The 15112-nt window shown below is 74.4% G+C and carries 12 protein-coding genes; 10 read left to right on the plus strand and 2 right to left on the minus strand.

Annotated features, from left to right (window positions below):
- The first annotated feature begins 57 nt into the window (after positions 1 to 57).
- The 6 genes from GA0070213_RS01265 (at position 58) to GA0070213_RS01290 (ending at position 5555) form a co-directional block, all read left to right on the plus strand.
- On the plus strand, positions 58 to 873 hold the full coding sequence (locus tag GA0070213_RS01265) for an ABC transporter ATP-binding protein (RefSeq protein ID WP_091056620.1): 816 nt from the start codon (positions 58 to 60) through the stop codon (positions 871 to 873).
- Entirely contained in the window at positions 870 to 1586 is a 717-nt protein-coding gene (locus tag GA0070213_RS01270; RefSeq protein ID WP_091055762.1) for an ABC transporter ATP-binding protein, read from the plus strand. The genes GA0070213_RS01265 and GA0070213_RS01270 overlap by 4 nt, the downstream gene beginning before the upstream one ends.
- Positions 1587 to 1608: 22 nt before the next feature.
- Positions 1609 to 2487, plus strand: coding sequence for a branched-chain amino acid ABC transporter permease (locus GA0070213_RS01275; RefSeq protein ID WP_091055765.1), 879 nt, complete (start codon positions 1609 to 1611; stop codon positions 2485 to 2487).
- Positions 2484 to 3542, plus strand: a complete 1059-nt coding sequence (locus GA0070213_RS01280) for a branched-chain amino acid ABC transporter permease (RefSeq protein ID WP_091055767.1) — start codon at positions 2484 to 2486, stop codon at positions 3540 to 3542. Before GA0070213_RS01275 ends, GA0070213_RS01280 begins: the two co-directional genes overlap by 4 nt.
- A 39-nt stretch (positions 3543 to 3581) precedes the next feature.
- Entirely contained in the window at positions 3582 to 4853 is a 1272-nt protein-coding gene (locus GA0070213_RS01285) for an ABC transporter substrate-binding protein (RefSeq protein WP_091055770.1), read from the plus strand.
- Positions 4854 to 4940: 87 nt separating this feature from the next.
- On the plus strand, positions 4941 to 5555 hold the full coding sequence (locus tag GA0070213_RS01290) for a TetR family transcriptional regulator (RefSeq protein WP_091055772.1): 615 nt from the start codon (positions 4941 to 4943) through the stop codon (positions 5553 to 5555).
- Between the two features lie 10 nt (positions 5556 to 5565).
- Here the strand turns inward: GA0070213_RS01290 and GA0070213_RS01295 are convergent, their stop codons facing one another.
- A complete protein-coding gene (locus GA0070213_RS01295; RefSeq protein WP_091055775.1) occupies positions 5566 to 5985 on the minus strand; it encodes a MarR family winged helix-turn-helix transcriptional regulator in 420 nt (139 codons plus the stop codon).
- A 117-nt stretch (positions 5986 to 6102) separates the two neighbouring features.
- Between GA0070213_RS01295 and GA0070213_RS01300 the strand changes: the two genes are divergently transcribed.
- The gene (locus GA0070213_RS01300) at positions 6103 to 7854 is read left to right on the plus strand and encodes an ABC transporter ATP-binding protein (protein ID WP_245716203.1); all 1752 of its coding nucleotides are present in this window, start codon (positions 6103 to 6105) and stop codon (positions 7852 to 7854) included.
- Between the two features lie 249 nt (positions 7855 to 8103).
- Here the strand turns inward: GA0070213_RS01300 and GA0070213_RS01305 are convergent, their stop codons facing one another.
- Positions 8104 to 8991, minus strand: coding sequence for a hypothetical protein (locus GA0070213_RS01305; RefSeq protein WP_091055779.1), 888 nt, complete (start codon positions 8989 to 8991; stop codon positions 8104 to 8106).
- 436 nt (positions 8992 to 9427) lie between these two features.
- Here GA0070213_RS01305 and GA0070213_RS01310 point away from each other — a divergent pair, with 436 nt between their 5' ends.
- The 3 genes from GA0070213_RS01310 (at position 9428) to pglW (ending at position 15089) form a co-directional block, all read left to right on the plus strand.
- The gene (locus GA0070213_RS01310) at positions 9428 to 10030 is read left to right on the plus strand and encodes a hypothetical protein (protein ID WP_139128602.1); all 603 of its coding nucleotides are present in this window, start codon (positions 9428 to 9430) and stop codon (positions 10028 to 10030) included.
- A 4-nt stretch (positions 10031 to 10034) separates the two neighbouring features.
- Positions 10035 to 10580 (plus strand): hypothetical protein, encoded by a 546-nt coding sequence (locus GA0070213_RS01315; protein ID WP_091055785.1) that lies wholly within the window; start codon positions 10035 to 10037, stop codon positions 10578 to 10580.
- A 93-nt stretch (positions 10581 to 10673) separates the two neighbouring features.
- On the plus strand, positions 10674 to 15089 hold the full coding sequence (gene pglW / locus GA0070213_RS01320; protein WP_091055788.1) for a BREX system serine/threonine kinase PglW: 4416 nt from the start codon (positions 10674 to 10676) through the stop codon (positions 15087 to 15089).
- Positions 15090 to 15112: the final 23 nt, after the last annotated feature.

A 15112-nucleotide genomic window follows, 5' to 3' on the forward strand; every position in this document is an offset into this window, starting at 1 on the left:
AAAAGTACACTCTCAGTGTAATTAGTTTCCGTGCGCCGTCGACCGCGCGAGGTGACGATGAGCCCACCGGCCACCCCCACGGACGACCCCGGTCTGGCGCTGCACCACGTCGGCGTGCGCTTCGGCGGCCTGGTCGCGCTCGACGACGTCTCGCTGCGGGTGCCGCCCGGCCGCGTGGTCGGCGTCATCGGGCCCAACGGCGCCGGCAAGACCACGCTGTTCAACGTGGTCTGCGGCTTCGTCCGGCCGAGCGGAGGCTCACTCACCCTCGACGGGCGCCCGTTCCGACCCCGCCCGCACCGGCTCACCCGGCTGGGCATCGGCCGCACGCTCCAGGGCGTCGGCCTGTTCCCCGGCCTGACCGTGCTGGAGAACGTGACGGCCGGCGCCAGCCACGCGGCCCGCGCCGGCTTCGCCGCCGCGCTGTTCGGCCTGCCCGGCAGCGACCGCGACGAGCGGCGGCTGCGCGCCGAGGCCCTCGCCCTGCTCGCCGAGCTGGGCATCGACCGGCACGCCGCAGCCGCACCCGCCACGCTGCCCTACCCGGTGCGCAAACGGGTCGCGCTGGCCCGCGCCCTGATCGCCCGGCCCCGGCTGCTGCTGCTCGACGAGCCCGCCGGCGGGCTCGGCGCCGACGACGTGGCCGAGCTGGCCGACCTGGTCCGCGCCCTGCCGCAACGCGCCGACGGCTGCGCCGTGCTGCTCGTCGAACACCACATGGACCTGGTCATGTCCGTCTGCCACGAGCTGGTGGTGCTCGACTTCGGCCGGGTGATCGCCGCCGGCCCGCCGGAGCGGATCCGCGACGACCCACGGGTCGCCGAGGCCTACCTCGGCGCGGACGTGCCGGCCGATGCCGGCGGCACGCCGTGACCGCGGTGCTGGAGGTCGAGGCGCTCCACGCCGGCTACGGCCCGGTGCCGGTGCTGCGGGACGTGGCGTTCACGGTGCCGGCCGGCACCGTCGCCGCCGTGCTCGGCGCCAACGGCGCCGGGAAGACCACGCTGCTGCGTACCCTCTCGGGTCTGCTGCGCCCCACCGGCGGCCGGATCCGGTACGCGGGGGAGGACCTGCGCGGCGTCCGGGTGGAACACCTGGTCCGGCGGGGCCTGGCGCACGTGCCGGAGGGCCGCGGCGTGGTGACCGAGCTGACCGTGGCGGAGAACCTGCGCCTCGGCGGCCTCTGGCGGCGGGACCGGGCCGACGCGCGGCGGGCGCGCGACGAGGTGTACGAGATCTTCCCGGCGCTGGCCCGCCGCCGGGACCACCTCGGCCACCAGCTCTCCGGCGGGGAGCGGCAGATGCTCGCGCTCGGCCGGGCGTTGATCGCCCGCCCCCGGCTGCTGCTGCTCGACGAGCCGTCGCTCGGGTTGGCCCCCACGGTGGCCGCGCAGATCATGGCGCTGCTGCGACGGCTGCGCGACGAGCAGGGGCTGACCGTGCTGCTGGTCGAGCAGAACGTCCGCACCGCGCTCTCCGTCGCCGACCAGGGGATCGTCATGTCGCTCGGCCGGGTGGTGACCGCCGCGCCGGCGGCCCGGCTGCGCGACGACGACCGGCTGCGACACGCGTACCTCGGGTTCTGACCGGCGAGCGGAAGGGTCGCGGATGCAGCGGTTCTGGTTCCTCACCTTCGACGGGCTGGCCGCGGGCGCGGTGTACGCGGCGTTCGCGCTCGCGCTGGTGCTCATCTGGCGGGCCGCCCGGGTGGTCAACTTCGCCCAGGGCGCGATGGCCGTCGCCACCGCGTACGTCGGCTACGCGGTGGTCGGCGCGACCGGCTCCTACTGGCTGGGCCTGGCCGCCGCGGTGCTGGCCGGGCTCGCGCTGGGCGCGCTGGTGGAGCGGGTGCTGATGCGGTTCGTCGGGCCCGCCGGCCCGCTCAACCAGGTGATCGTCGCGCTCGGCCTGGTGCTGCTGGTCCAGGCGGTGCTCGGCATGGTCTTCGGCAACGGCTACCGGCCGGCCCCGGCGCCGTTCGACACCGACGCGCTCACCGTCGGCGGGGTCGCCGCGCTGTCCCCCTACGACCTCTGGGTGCTCGGCGCGGCGCTGACGGTCGTGGCGCTGCTCGCGCTGCTGTTCACCCGGACGCCCGTCGGCCTGCGGATGCGGGCGGCGGCGTTCGCCCCGGAGGTCTCCCGGCTGCTCGGCGTGAGCGTCGGCCGGATGCTGACGCTCGGCTGGGCGCTGGCCGCCGGGGTCGGCGCGCTCGCCGGCATGCTCGTCGTCCCCACCGGCCTCGGCCTGCACCCGCACGCCATGGACCTGGTCTTCGTCGTCGCGTTCACCGCCGCCGTGGTCGGCGGGCTGGACAGCCCGGTCGGCGCCGTGGTCGGCGGGCTGCTGGTCGGGCTGATCCTGTCGTACGTCACCGGCTACCTGGGCCCGGACACCACCCCGCTGGCCGTGCTGGTGCTGCTGCTGGCCGTCCTGCTGGTCCGCCCGGGCGGGCTCTTCTCCGCGGCGAGAGCGAGGCACGTGTGACCACCCCCCGAACCGGGTCGACCCTGCTGCGGCACCTCGCCGGTGCGGTGCTCGCCGGCACGCTCGTCGTGCTGCTCACCAACCAGCTCCCGCCGTACGAGAACCTCCAGGTGGCCCGGGTCTGCGCGTTCCTCTGCGTCACCGCCGGGCACACCGTGCTGGTCGGGCTCAACGGCCAGCTCTCCCTGGGCCACGGCGCGCTGATGGCCACCGGCGCCTACACGGTGGCCCTGGTGCAGCGGGGCCTCGACGAGCGGGCGGTCGGCGGCGGGTGGTGGGTCCTGCCGGGCTCGCTGCTGGCCGCCGTCGCGGTGACCGCGCTGGGCGGGCTGGTGGTCGGGCTGGCCGCGGCCCGGCTGCGCGGCCCGTACCTGGCCGGCGTGACGCTGGCGGTGGCGACGCTGGTGCCGGCCGTCACCACGATCTTCACCGGGGTGTTCAACGGTGAGCAGGGGCTGCGCTTCCCGGCGCAGGCCCCACCGGCGGCGCTCGGTCCGTACTTCCAGCCGGAACGCTGGCTGGCCTGGATCGCGCTCGCCGCCGCCCTGCTCACCATGCTGCTGCTGGCCAACCTGGTGCGCAGCCGGTACGGCCGGTCGCTGCGGGCGGTCCGCGACGACGAGGTCGCGGCCCGGCTCGCCGGCATTCCGGTGGCCCGCACCCAGGTGCTCGCGTTCGTGGTCAGCGCCGGCTGCGCCGGCCTCGGCGGCGGCGTGTACGCGGTGCTCACCGCCACCGTGGCCCCGGGCAAGTTTCCCCTCGACCTGTCGCTGTTCCTGCTCATGGCCATCGTGATCGGCGGCCTCGGCAGCCTGGCCGGCGCGGTCTGGGGTGCGCTGCTGCTGGTCGCCCTGCAGGACCTGCCCGCCCTGCTCACCGAACACCTCGACCTGTCCACCGGGCTGGCGCAGCGGCTGGAGGGCAACCTCGCGCTGGCCGTGTTCGGCCTGATCCTCATCGTCGTCATGCTCGCCGCCCCGGGCGGACTGCAGGGTGGCGTCCGCGCCCTCGCCACCCGGCTCCGCGCCGCCGTACGCCGCGCACCGGACCGCTGACCTCATCGGTCCCCACCACCCGCACCGGATTGGAGAACCATGCGCCCCACCACCCGCCGCGTTCTCGCGGCCGCCGCCGGCCTGGCCCTGCTGGCCACGCTGCCGGCCTGCGCCGACGACGCGAAGCAGGCCGCCGAGAACGTCCCCGGCGTCACCGACGGCGAGATCGTCGTCGGCACCCACCAACCGCTCACCGGCCCCGCCGCGCCCGGCTACTCGAAGATCTCCGCCGCGGTGAAGGCGTACTTCGAGCACGTCAACGGCAAGGGCGGGGTGCACGGCCGGAAGATCGTCTACAAGGTCATGGACGACGGCTACAACCCGGCCAACACCGAGAACGTGGTCCGCAAGCTGGTCCTCGACGACAAGGTCTTCGCGCTGCTCGGCGGGCTCGGCACGCCGACGCACACCACCGTGCTGGAGTTCGTCAAGGCCCAGCGGGTGCCGGACCTCTTCGTCGCCTCGGGCAGCCGCAACTGGAACCAGCCGGCGAAGTACCCGACCACGTTCGGGTGGCAGCCCGACTACACGGTCGAGGGCAAGATCCTGGCCAGTTGGGTCAAGCGGGAGTTCCCCGGCGCCACGGTCTGCCACTTCGGGCAGAACGACGACTTCGGCCGGGACTCGCTGGCCGGGGTGGAGCAGGTGCTCGGCCCGGTCGCGGCGAAGCAGACGTACACCACCACCAACCAGCAGGTCGGGCCCGCGATCGGCGCGCTGCGGGCGGCCGGCTGCCAGGTGGTGATCTCGGCGAGCATCCCCGGGTTCACCGCCCTGGCCATGGGCCAGGCCGCCGGGCAGGGCTTCCGGGCGCAGTGGGTGGTGTCCAACGTGGGCGCCGACTACACCACGCTCGCCGCCCAGCTCGGCGACAAGAAGGTGATCCTCGAGGGCATGGTCGCCGACAACTACCTGCCCATGGTGGGTGACACCACCAACCCGTGGATCCGGGAGTACAGCCGGATCCACCAGCGGTTCAACGCGGGCAACCCGATCGACGGCAACGCGGTCTACGGCTATTCGATGGCCTACACCTTCGTGCAGGCGCTGCTCGCCGCCGGGCCCGAGCCCACCCGGGAGAAGCTGGTCGAGGCCGTGCGCAGGGGCGGCTTCCGCGGGCCCGGTCTCACCCCCTTCCGGTACGCCGAGGGCGTGCACGCGGGCTACAGCGGGGTCCGGCTGAGCCGGGTCAGCGGTGGTGCGCAGACCTACTTCGGCCCGACGTACACCACCGACGACGGCGGGGCGGCGGTCACCGAGTTCATCGAGGCGCCGGCCACCCCGCCGGCGGACGCGGTGCCGACCGCCTGAGCGGCCCGCGCGCCGTCGGGCGGGTGCCGGCCGCCCGACGGCGCGCACGTAGAGTTGCCGCCGGTAGCCGAGCACAGGGAGCCGTCCGTGATCGAGGTGGAGAGCGACCCGCCGGCGCGGGTGGACGGCCGGGCGGCGCGGGCCGAGCGGACCCGGGCCGCGATCGTCGAGGCACACCTGGCCCTCATCGACGCCGGCGACCTGCGGCCGACGGGGGAGCGGATCGCGGAGCGGGCCGGCGTGTCGCTGCGTACCCTGTGGACCAACTTCAAGGACATGGAGACGCTGTTCGCCGCCACCGGGCGGCGGATCGGCGAACGGCAGGCCGCGCTCTGGCGGCCCGTCCCGCCGGAGCTGCCGCTCACCGTGCGCATCGCCGAGTTCTGCGGCCAGCGCGCCCGGCTGCTCGAGGTGCTGGCGCCGCCGGCCCGCGCGTCCGCGTTGCGGGAGCCGTTCTCGCCGCAGTTGCGGCGCAACCGGGAGGTGGCCGTCGCCCGGGTCCGGGAGGAGATCGAGACCGTGTTCGCCGCCGAGCTGGCGCACGCCGGGTCGGGGCGGGCGCAGCTGCTGGACGCGCTGACCGTGGCCTCCACCTGGGCCGCCTGGTCGATGATGCGCGACGCCATGGGGCTCGACGTCGAGGCGGCCCGGGAGGTCATGGCCCGCACGCTGGGCGCGCTGCTCACCGCCGCCTCCCGCTGACCGGTCCGGCCTACTCCTCCCGGAGCCGGCGCAGGATCCGGGTCAGCTCCGCCCGGTCGCCCGGGTCGAGCGCGGCGAAGAACCGTTCCGCCTCGGTGGCCCGGGCCACCTGGATGGCGGTGCCGACGCGGTCGCCCTCGGCGGTCGGCGCGACGAGCGTGGCCCGCCGGTCGTCCGGGTCGGGCCGCCGTTCGACCAGGCCGCGCTCCTGGAGGCCGTCGACCACCTCGGTGGCCGAGCGGGGGGCGATGCGCAGGTGCTCGGCGAGCGTGCCGGGCCGCAGTGCGCCGTGGCGCAGCAGCACGCCGAGCGCCCGCGCCTGACCGGGGCTGATCTCCCACGGTTCGAGCGCGCGTTTGGTCTGGTGGCGCAGCCGCCGGGTCACCGCCCAGAACGTCTCGGCCAGGCTCTCCTCGTCGCTGCCGTCCACGGGAATACGGTAGCAGCATCTCCTGTTGTTCCCTCATGATGAGGTAACCTCAGCATTATCCGGACAGAGGAGAACCCCTTGGATCACATCCCCGACGGCCGCGGAGCCGGCCGAACCGTGTCCGCCGCCGAGAAGGCACAGGCCCGCGACGTGTCGCTACGCCGCATCGGCGGCCTCTTCACCGCCCACCGCGGCCCGCTCGCCGCCGTGGTGGCGATCATCGTGGCGTCCTCGATCATCGCGATGGCCTCGCCGTTCCTGCTGCGTACCGTCATCGACCGGGCCCTGCCCGAGCGTGACCTGACGCTGCTGGCCTGGCTGGTCGCGGCCATGGTCGCGGTGGCCGCGGTCACCGCCGTGCTCGGCGTCGCCCAGACCTGGATCTCCACCCGGGTCGGCCAGGAGGTCATGCACCGACTGCGCACCGACGTCTTCGCCCACCTCCAGCGGCAGTCGATCGGCTTCTTCGTGCGCACCCGCACCGGCGAGGTGCAGTCCCGCATCACCAACGACATCGGCGGCATGCAGGCGGTGGTCACCTCCACCGCCACCTCGATCGCCGCCAACCTCACCACGGTGGTCGCCACCACCGTCGCGATGCTGGCGCTGAGCTGGCGACTCACCCTCGTCTCGCTGGTCGTGCTGCCGCCCGCGCTCTGGCTCACCCGCCGGGTCGCCCGGCTGCGCCGGGAGATCACCGCCCGCCGCCAGCGGGAACTGGCCGACCTCACCGTCACCATCGAGGAGGGGCTGTCGGTCAGCGGCGTCCGGCTGGCCAAGACGCTGGGCACCGGCGCGGCGCTGGTCGACCGGTTCACCGCCTCCTCGGCCCGCCTGGTCGACCTGGAGCTGCGCTCCGAGCTGGCCGGCCGCTGGCGGATGGCCGCCATGACGATCGTCTTCGCCGCCATCCCCGCGGTGATCTACCTCGGCGCCGGCCTGCCCGGCACCGCCGGCACACTCACCATCGGCACGCTGGTCGCGTTCACCGCGTTGCAGGGCAACCTGTTCCGCCCGCTGATGGGCCTGCTCAACGTCGGCGTCACGCTCACCGCCTCGCTCGCGCTGTTCGCCCGCATCTTCGAATACCTCGACCTGCCGGTCGAGGTCGCCGAGCCGGCCCGCCCGGCGGCGCTGGACCCGGCCACGGTCCGCGGCCACCTGCGCGTCGAGGACGTCACCTTCAGCTACCCGGGCAGCGACACCGCCGCGCTGGCCGGCGTCAGCCTGGACGTCCCGGCCGGCACCAGCCTGGCCCTGGTCGGCGAGACCGGCTCCGGCAAGAGCACGCTCGCCGCCCTGCTCAGCCGCCTGCACGACCCGGACGCCGGCCGGATCACCATCGACGGCGTCGACCTGCGCGACCTGCGCCTGGCCGACCTGGCCGCCGTGGTGGGCGTGGTCAGCCAGGAGACCTACCTGCTGCACGCCACCGTGCGCGAGAACCTCCGGTACGCCCGCCCCGACGCCACCGACGCCGACCTCGAGGCCGCCGCCCGCGCCGCCCGGATCCACGACCTGATCGCCGCGCTGCCCGACGGGTACGACACCATGGTCGGCTCCCGCGGTCACCGCTTCTCCGGCGGGGAGCAGCAGCGCCTGGCCATCGCCCGGACGCTGCTGCGCGACCCGCGGATCCTGGTCCTCGACGAGGCGACCAGCGCGCTGGACACCGAGACCGAGCGCGCGGTGCAGCGGGCGCTGGACGAGCTGGCCCGCGGCCGCACCGTGGTGACCATCGCGCACCGCCTCTCCACGGTCCGCGACGCCGACCGCATCGCCGTCCTGGACCACGGCCGCATCGTCGAGTCCGGCACCCACCACACCCTCCTGACCCACCAGGGCCGCTACGCCACCCTGCTCGGCTGATCCCCCGCCCGCCCCCGCCCCGCCCCCCGCCCCCGCGCCCGCCCGCCCCGTCGATCTTGGACTTGTGGTGCCTGTCATTTCGGTTATGACGGCTATCGGAGGTGCCACAAGTTCAAGATCGACGGAGGAGCCGTTCAGGTGCCGCCCGGCTCACGGATCTTGCACTTTCCGTCCCGGCTCCGGCGCTGGCCGCGTTGACCGTGAAGTTGGGGGCGACAAAACGGTCGACGTCTGCCGTCAACTTCATGATCAACGCGCAGGGGGTGGGGGTGGGTTCTGGTCGGGGGCTGGGCGTGGGGTGGGTGGGGGTAGCAGCGGCTCGAGCGGGGTGAACGACTCCGTCGGGGCGTCGGGGCGTGGTCCGCGGCGGGGGCTCGCCGGGCGCGTGCTGTCCCGGGGCGGTCGGACCGGGATCGCCGGATCGGGGCGAGGTGGATCGGGGCGAGGTGGATCGGGGCGAGGTGGATCGGGGCGAGGTGGGTCGGGGCGAGGTGGGTCGGGGCGGGGTGGGTCGTTGCGGTCGCGCTCCTGCGCGTACTCGGCGCGCCGGCGCGCCAGGTCGCGCTCGCACTCCAGCGCGATGCGCCGCTCCCAGTACGGCTGGAGCAACTGGCGGACCCGCTCGTCCAGCTGCACCGTGACGTCCGGCTCGCAGGCGAACGTCACCTCCCCGCGCGCGTACGTCCAGGGCGGTGGATCGTCGGCGGCCAGCGCCGCGGTCAGCGCGCTGAGCAGCTCACGCGGGCGGTGCGGCGGCACCTCGACCGCGCAGCGCAGCGCCAGGCGGTGCAGGCGCTGGGTCGCCTGTGGCTGGAAGTAGTCGACGTACCAGCCGAACAGCTCCGGCCGGGCGGTGTCGGAGGACCAGGTGAACGTGGCGCGCACCAGGAAGACGTAGACCTGCCCCTGCGCCGGCGCCACCAGCGGCTCCGGGAAGCGGCGGTCGACGGTGGTCACCGGCGTCGCCGGCTCCTCGGTCCACCACAGTTGCCGCAGCGTCGGCCGCGCGCCGGCCCAGAACCTCCGGGTACGCGAGCGCGCCGCGTCGCCGAGCGTCCGGGCCCGGGCGGCCCAGCGGCCCCGCCACCCGTCGCCGGGTGCCGGCCGCGCGCCGGAGCCCTCCGGCTCTCCGCTCATCGCACCCCTCTCCGCGGCCGGCAGCCGTCCGCCCGGGAGCCGGGGTCGGCGGCTGCGGGCCGGTCGGGCGAGGGGTGTACGGATCGACGTGCGCGGCGATCCGCGATCCAACCTAACAACTGACGACGGCGGTGGCCGGCAGCCGCGCGGGCGTGCGCCCCGACACGTGACCGGCCGTTCGGAGGACGGGTCGGCTAGTCCTATCGACGGGACGGAAGGCCGAGAGTCTGTTAACGTGCTCATGCGGTCGGTCCCGTTGACGGGACCGACCGTCCAGACCGGACGCCGATCTCAGCGTGATGTCTTGATTCCGCTAGGTGGCGCTTCGTAGCGTGAGGCTCCGCAATCCTTCCGGCGGTGGGGCGCCGCCGGAAGGATTCGTCGTCACTGTGGGGTGTGAATGCTGATCGCCGGATCCGTACCGGTCACGAGCGTCATGGCGGAACTCGGCGCCGAGCGGTCCCTGTTCCACTCCGAGGCGGACTTCCAGCACGCGTTCGCGTGGACGCTGCGCCAACTCGACGGTGCCCTCCAGGTCCGCCTCGCCGTGCGGCAGGAGCAGAACGAACACCTGGACCTGCTCTGCCACGGCCCGGGTGGCCGGACGGCGATCGAACTGACCTACGTCACCATCCGCTGGAACGGCACCGACCCGCACACCGGTGAGGAGTACGGCCTGCGCAGCCACACCGCCGCCGAGATCGTGCGGAACCGCTTCGTCGCCGACGTCGAGCGGCTGGAGCAGCTCTGCCGGCCCGGGGCGGCCGGGACGACCGGCCTCGCGCTGCTGCTCACCAACGACCACGCGCTGTGGCGGGCGCCCGCCGTCGACCAGCCCACCCGGGACCGCGAGTTCCGGCTCCACGACGGTCGGCGGCTCACCGGCGTCCTCCGGTGGGGGGTCGACGGGCGCTACTTCCCGCCCAACGAGCGTCAGCTGAGCGGCGACTACCGGCTCGACTGGCAGGACTTCACCGAGCTGCCGGGGCGGCACGGCCGGTTCCGCTGGCTCGCGGTGCCGGTCGCGGGGCGGGACTGACCGCATGGGCGTCGAGGCTCGCCGGGCCGCCGGCCGTACCGTCGAATTCCTCAGGTCGTTGGCCCAGCGGCGGTACGACCGGGTGTGGACTCCCGACTTCCTGCGTCGCGCGCCCGACGTGCAGGGCTTCGCCGTCTTCCACCGTGGCGGTCTGGCGCTGGTCCACGTGACGAGCACCCCCGGCGACCCGACCCGCTGCCTCGTCCGGGCGGCCTGCGCGGCCGGCGCGGACGTGACGGACGTCGCCGAGGCGACGGTGTGGGCGGACATCAGGAACCAGTTGACCGACGCCGGCCGCTACCGCTGCGTCGTCACGGCCGACCGGCACGCCTGCCACGTGGTGTTCACCCGGGACGTCCGCACGCCGCCGATGGCGGACCCGACCGCGCCCGACGCGATGGTGGCGCTCGACCTGCTCGACGGCGCGCTGGCGACGTGCGTGCACAACGCCGCCGCCGACTTCCGCGACCTGTCCGCCTACCTCGCGGCCCGGCCGTTGGAGGCGACCGAGGCGGATGTGCGGACCCTGTTCGACTGCGCCTGGGGCTGACAGGTGACGCCAGAGTCAGAAGCGGCGCGGACGGGCCCACCCACGACGAGTGGCGAGTCCGGGTCCGTCGGCTGGCAGCCTAGGATCTCCTGCATGCAGGAAGGCCGGTGGACGACGATCACCCCGTCGCAGTTCGCGCACGAGCGGGAGGCCCTGGCGTACGTCCAGGCGCTGCTGCCCGACACCGAGCCCTACCGCGCCTGGTCGAACTTCACCTTCACCGCCCCGACCGGGCACCCCTACGAGGTCGACCTCCTGGTGGCGGGCCCCGGTGGGCTCTACCTGATCGAGATCAAGAGCCTGACCGGCCGGCTGACCTCCAGCGGCTCCAACTGGATCCAGACCAGCCCGGGCCGCACCCGGACGTTCGACAACCCCCTGCACCTCGCCGACATGAAGGCCAAGAAGCTCAAGGGACTGCTCCAGACCGCCGCATCCCGACGCAAGGGTGCGCCGGTCCGGGTGCCGTTCGTGCAGGCGGCGGTCTTCCTGTCCAAGCCGGGCCTGCACATCGAGCTCTCCGAGCACCACCTGCACGGGGTCTACGGGCCCGAGCCGGCGCCCGGGCACCAGCCCGGCCCGCTGCCGGCGATCGGCTCGCTGCTGCAACGGCCACCGCAGGACGAACGGCAGCGGGTGAACAAGGAGGTCTCCGCCGCCCTGCCCGCCCTGCTGGAAGCCGTGGGGGTGGCCCGCAGTCGCCGGCACTACCAGGTGGGGGCGTGGGAGCTGGAGTCGCGGCCGTACGATCTCGGCCCCACCTGGCAGGACCATCACGCCCGCCACCGCGAGCTGGAGCGGGAGCACCGGCGCATCCGCATCTACCTGGTGGAGCGGAACGCCGTGCAGGCCGACCGGGCCAGCATCGAACGGGCGGCCCGGCGCGAGATGACGGTGCTGCACGGCATCAACCACCCCGGCATCGTGCGGGTCGATGCGTTGGAGTCGCACGAGGCGGGTCCGGCGTTGATCTTCCGGCACGACCCCCGAGCCGTCCGGCTCGACCACTACGTCGCCCAGTACGGCGAGCGCCTCGACCCGCTGACCCGGGTGGCGCTGGTGCGCCAACTCGCCGACGCCGTCGCGTACGCACACCGGCGTCACCTCCACCACCGCGCGCTGTCGGCGCGCAGCGTGCTCGTCACGCCCGGCCGCAGGCGGCGCGGGGGCAGCGAGGAGGAGGCGTGGCTCACCCCGCAGTTGCAGCTCAGCGACTGGCAGGCCGCCACCCGTGCGGTGGACACCAGCGGCGGCAGTAGCGGCGACCCGGTCAGCATCTCCTCGCACGCCGCCGCGCACATCGAGCTGTCCGCCGAGCCCTACCTCGCGCCCGAGCTGACCGCGCCGCGACCGGACCCGATCGCCATGGACGTGTTCGGTCTGGGCGCGTTGGCCTACCTGATCCTCACCGGCCAGCCGCCCGCGGCCAAGCGGCAGGAGTTGCTGTCCCGGCTGGCCCGCGACAACGGCCTGCGCCCCTCGTCGGTGACGGACGGGATCAGCGAGTTCGCCGACGAGCTGATCCAGGCGGCCACCGCCCCGGTGCCCGCGCAGCGCCTCACCACTGTCGCCGACTTCGTCGAGATGCTCGAGGAGGTCGAGAACGAGCTCACCGCGCCGCCGCCGTCGACGCATCCGGGTGAGCCGGAGCCGGAGGAGACCGACCCGCTGGAGGCGCGCGGCGGTGATCGGGTCGCGGAGTGGACGATCAGGAAGCGGCTGGGCACCGGGTCGACCTGTCGCGCGTTCCTCGCCCACAACGAGCGCACCGGCCGGGACGAGGTGCTGAAGGTCGGCCTCTCCGACGAGAAGGCCGGCCGGCTCGCCCACGAGGCGAAGGTGCTCCGCCCGCTCACCGACTCGCGGGTCATCCGGCTGGCGAGGCCGGAGCCGCTGCGGATCGCCGACCGCACCGTGGTCGTGCTGGAGCACGCCGGCGAGCTGACCCTGGCCCGGAAGCTTCGCGACGAGGGCCGCCTGACCGTCGACGAGCTGGAGACCTACAGCGACTACCTGTTCGGCGCGCTCGACTACCTGGAGGGCGAGGGCGTCTACCACCGGGACATCAAGCCGGACAACATCGCCATCCGGATCCGGCCCAACCGCACCCGCCAGCTCGTGCTCTTCGACTTCTCGCTGGCCGGGGTCTCGGTCAAGGAGCTCGCCGCCGGCACCCCCCGCTACCTGGACCCGTTCCTCGGCACCGCGAACCGGCAGGTCTACGACAAGCACGCCGAGTGGTACGCCCTCGCGGTCACGCTGCACGAGATGGCCTCCGGTGAGCTGCCGGTCTGGGGTGACGGCGGCACCGAGCCGCAGCTCACCGAGGGACCCCCGGTGCTGGCGGCGGAGGCGTTCGACCCGGCGGTACGCGACGGCCTGGTCGAGTTCCTCCACCAGGCGCTGCACCGCGACCACCGCCGGCGCTTCAGCTCGCTGAAGGACATGCGCGACGCCTGGCAGCAGATCTTCCGGCGGTCCGACGCCAGCACCCCGGTCGGCTCGGAGCACCCGGAGACCGAGGCCGAGGAGCCGGACGAGCAGGTCGCCGAGCAGGTCCGTGAGGAGGCGGCGGCCCGGGCGACCAGGGCGACCGCGCTGGAGGCCGCCGGGCTCACCCCACGGGCGGTCTCCGCCGCGCACCGGGTCGAGGCCACCACGGTCGGCGAGCTGCTGGCGGTCGGCAACAACACCTTCGCCACGCTCCCCGGCCTCGGCGCGAAGACGCGCAAGGAGCTGCAGCGCCGGGTCAAGGAGTGGCGCAGCCGGCTGGGGGAGCGGGAAACCATCCCCACCTCAGCGGCCGCCCGCCGGGCCGCCAGCGCCGAGGCCGCCACGGAGACCACGGCCGGCGACACCGACCCGGTGCGCGTCGGCCTGGACGCCGTCGCCACCCTGCTCGTGCCCGCCCGAAACGGCCGCAACACCGCCGAGGCGGAGGCGACGCGACTGCTGCTGAACCTGCCCGACGACACCGGCGCCCTACCCGCGCTGCCACTCTGGCCGCAGCAGCCGCTGGTCGCCGCCGCCGTCGGGGTGACCGCCGGCCGGATCGCGCAGATTCTCGGCAAGCAGCGCAAACGCTGGCACGAGCTTGCGGTGGTACGCAGCGTGCGTACCCAGATCGTGGAGCTGCTGCGCGACGGTGGCCGGGTGATGGGCGTCGCCGAGCTGGCCGCGGCGCTGCTGACCAGCCGCGGCTCGGTGCGCACCGGCGACGCGCTGCGGCTCGCGGTGGCGGTCGCCGCCGTGCGGGCCGCCGTCGAGATCGACGCGCTGGAGGAGGAGCCGCGCCTGCTGCTGCGCCGGCACGGTCGCGACGACATCGACGGCAAGCCGCACCCGCGCGGCGATCGCCTGCTCGTCGCGTTGGAGGCCGGTGAGGACGACGCGCCGGACACGCCGACCGCGCCCGCGCTGCTCGACTACGCCGACGCGCTCGGGAAGGCCGCCGACCGGCTCGCCGCCAGTGAGGTGTTGCCCAGCGCCGCCACGGTGATGCGTACCCTCGCCACGGTGACCGCGCCCGGCGGCGCGGCGGACGTCATCGACGAACGGCGGCGGGTGCTGCTCGCCGCGGTGGCCTCGGACCGCGCCGCCGCCACCGCCCGACTGGAGCTCTATCCCCGCGACCTGGACCCGGTGCGGGCGTTGCGGCTCGCCCAGGCCGGCGTGGTGCCCCCGGCGTCGGACAACCAGCGCGCGCTCAGCCCGGAGCTGGTGCAGCAGCGCGTCTCGGCGCGCTTCCCCGAGCTGGCGCCGCTGCCGACGGACCGGAGACTGGACCGCCTGCTCGCCGAGGCGGGCTTCGAGCTTCGCCGGGATCGCGACCGGTTCCTCCCGCCGCCGCCCCGCGCCGGCTCGTCGTCCATGTCGATCATCCAGCGGCGCCCGTCGGCCAGCACGGTGCCGAGCCGGTGGGCGGCCGAGTCGCCCGAGCTGGCCGACGCGATGCGGGCCGAGGAACGCCTGGCCGGGGCCAGGTCCGCCGGTGGGTTCCGGGCCCTGACGGTACGCCTCAGCCGCTACGCGCCGGCCCGCGACGAACTGGTACGCCGCTTCGACGCCCGCCCGGTCAGCGTGGCGGAGGAGTTCGTGCGGGAGCTTCGCGGCCTGGTCGACGCCCGCCCGAAACCCACCTGGGAGACCGTGGTCGGCGCCGACAACGCGCCGGAGAACTCGCGCGCCGCCATCAAGCTCGGCGAGTACGTCGAGCAGGCGTGGCAGCTCGTCGCGCCGCGCCTGCGCGAGCGGTTGAGCGTCGAGGCGGGGCCGGTGCTGCTGCACGACGCGGCGGTGCTGGCCCGCTACCGGGCGATGGAGCGGCTGCACGAGTTGGCCGACGCGGCGCGAGCCGGGGCGGGCGGCGTGTGGGTGCTCTGCCCGATGGACGATCCGGGGCTACTGCCGAAGCTGGACGGGACGGTGGTGCGGGTGGGTGACAACGAGTGGATCGCGCTGCCGGACGCCTGGGTGGTCAACGCCCACCGCAGCGCGGCACTCGCGTGAGACCGTCCGGTCCGAGCTGACGG

The sequence above is a fragment of the Micromonospora humi genome, assembly GCF_900090105.1.
GTDB classification, from domain to species: domain Bacteria; phylum Actinomycetota; class Actinomycetes; order Mycobacteriales; family Micromonosporaceae; genus Micromonospora; species Micromonospora humi.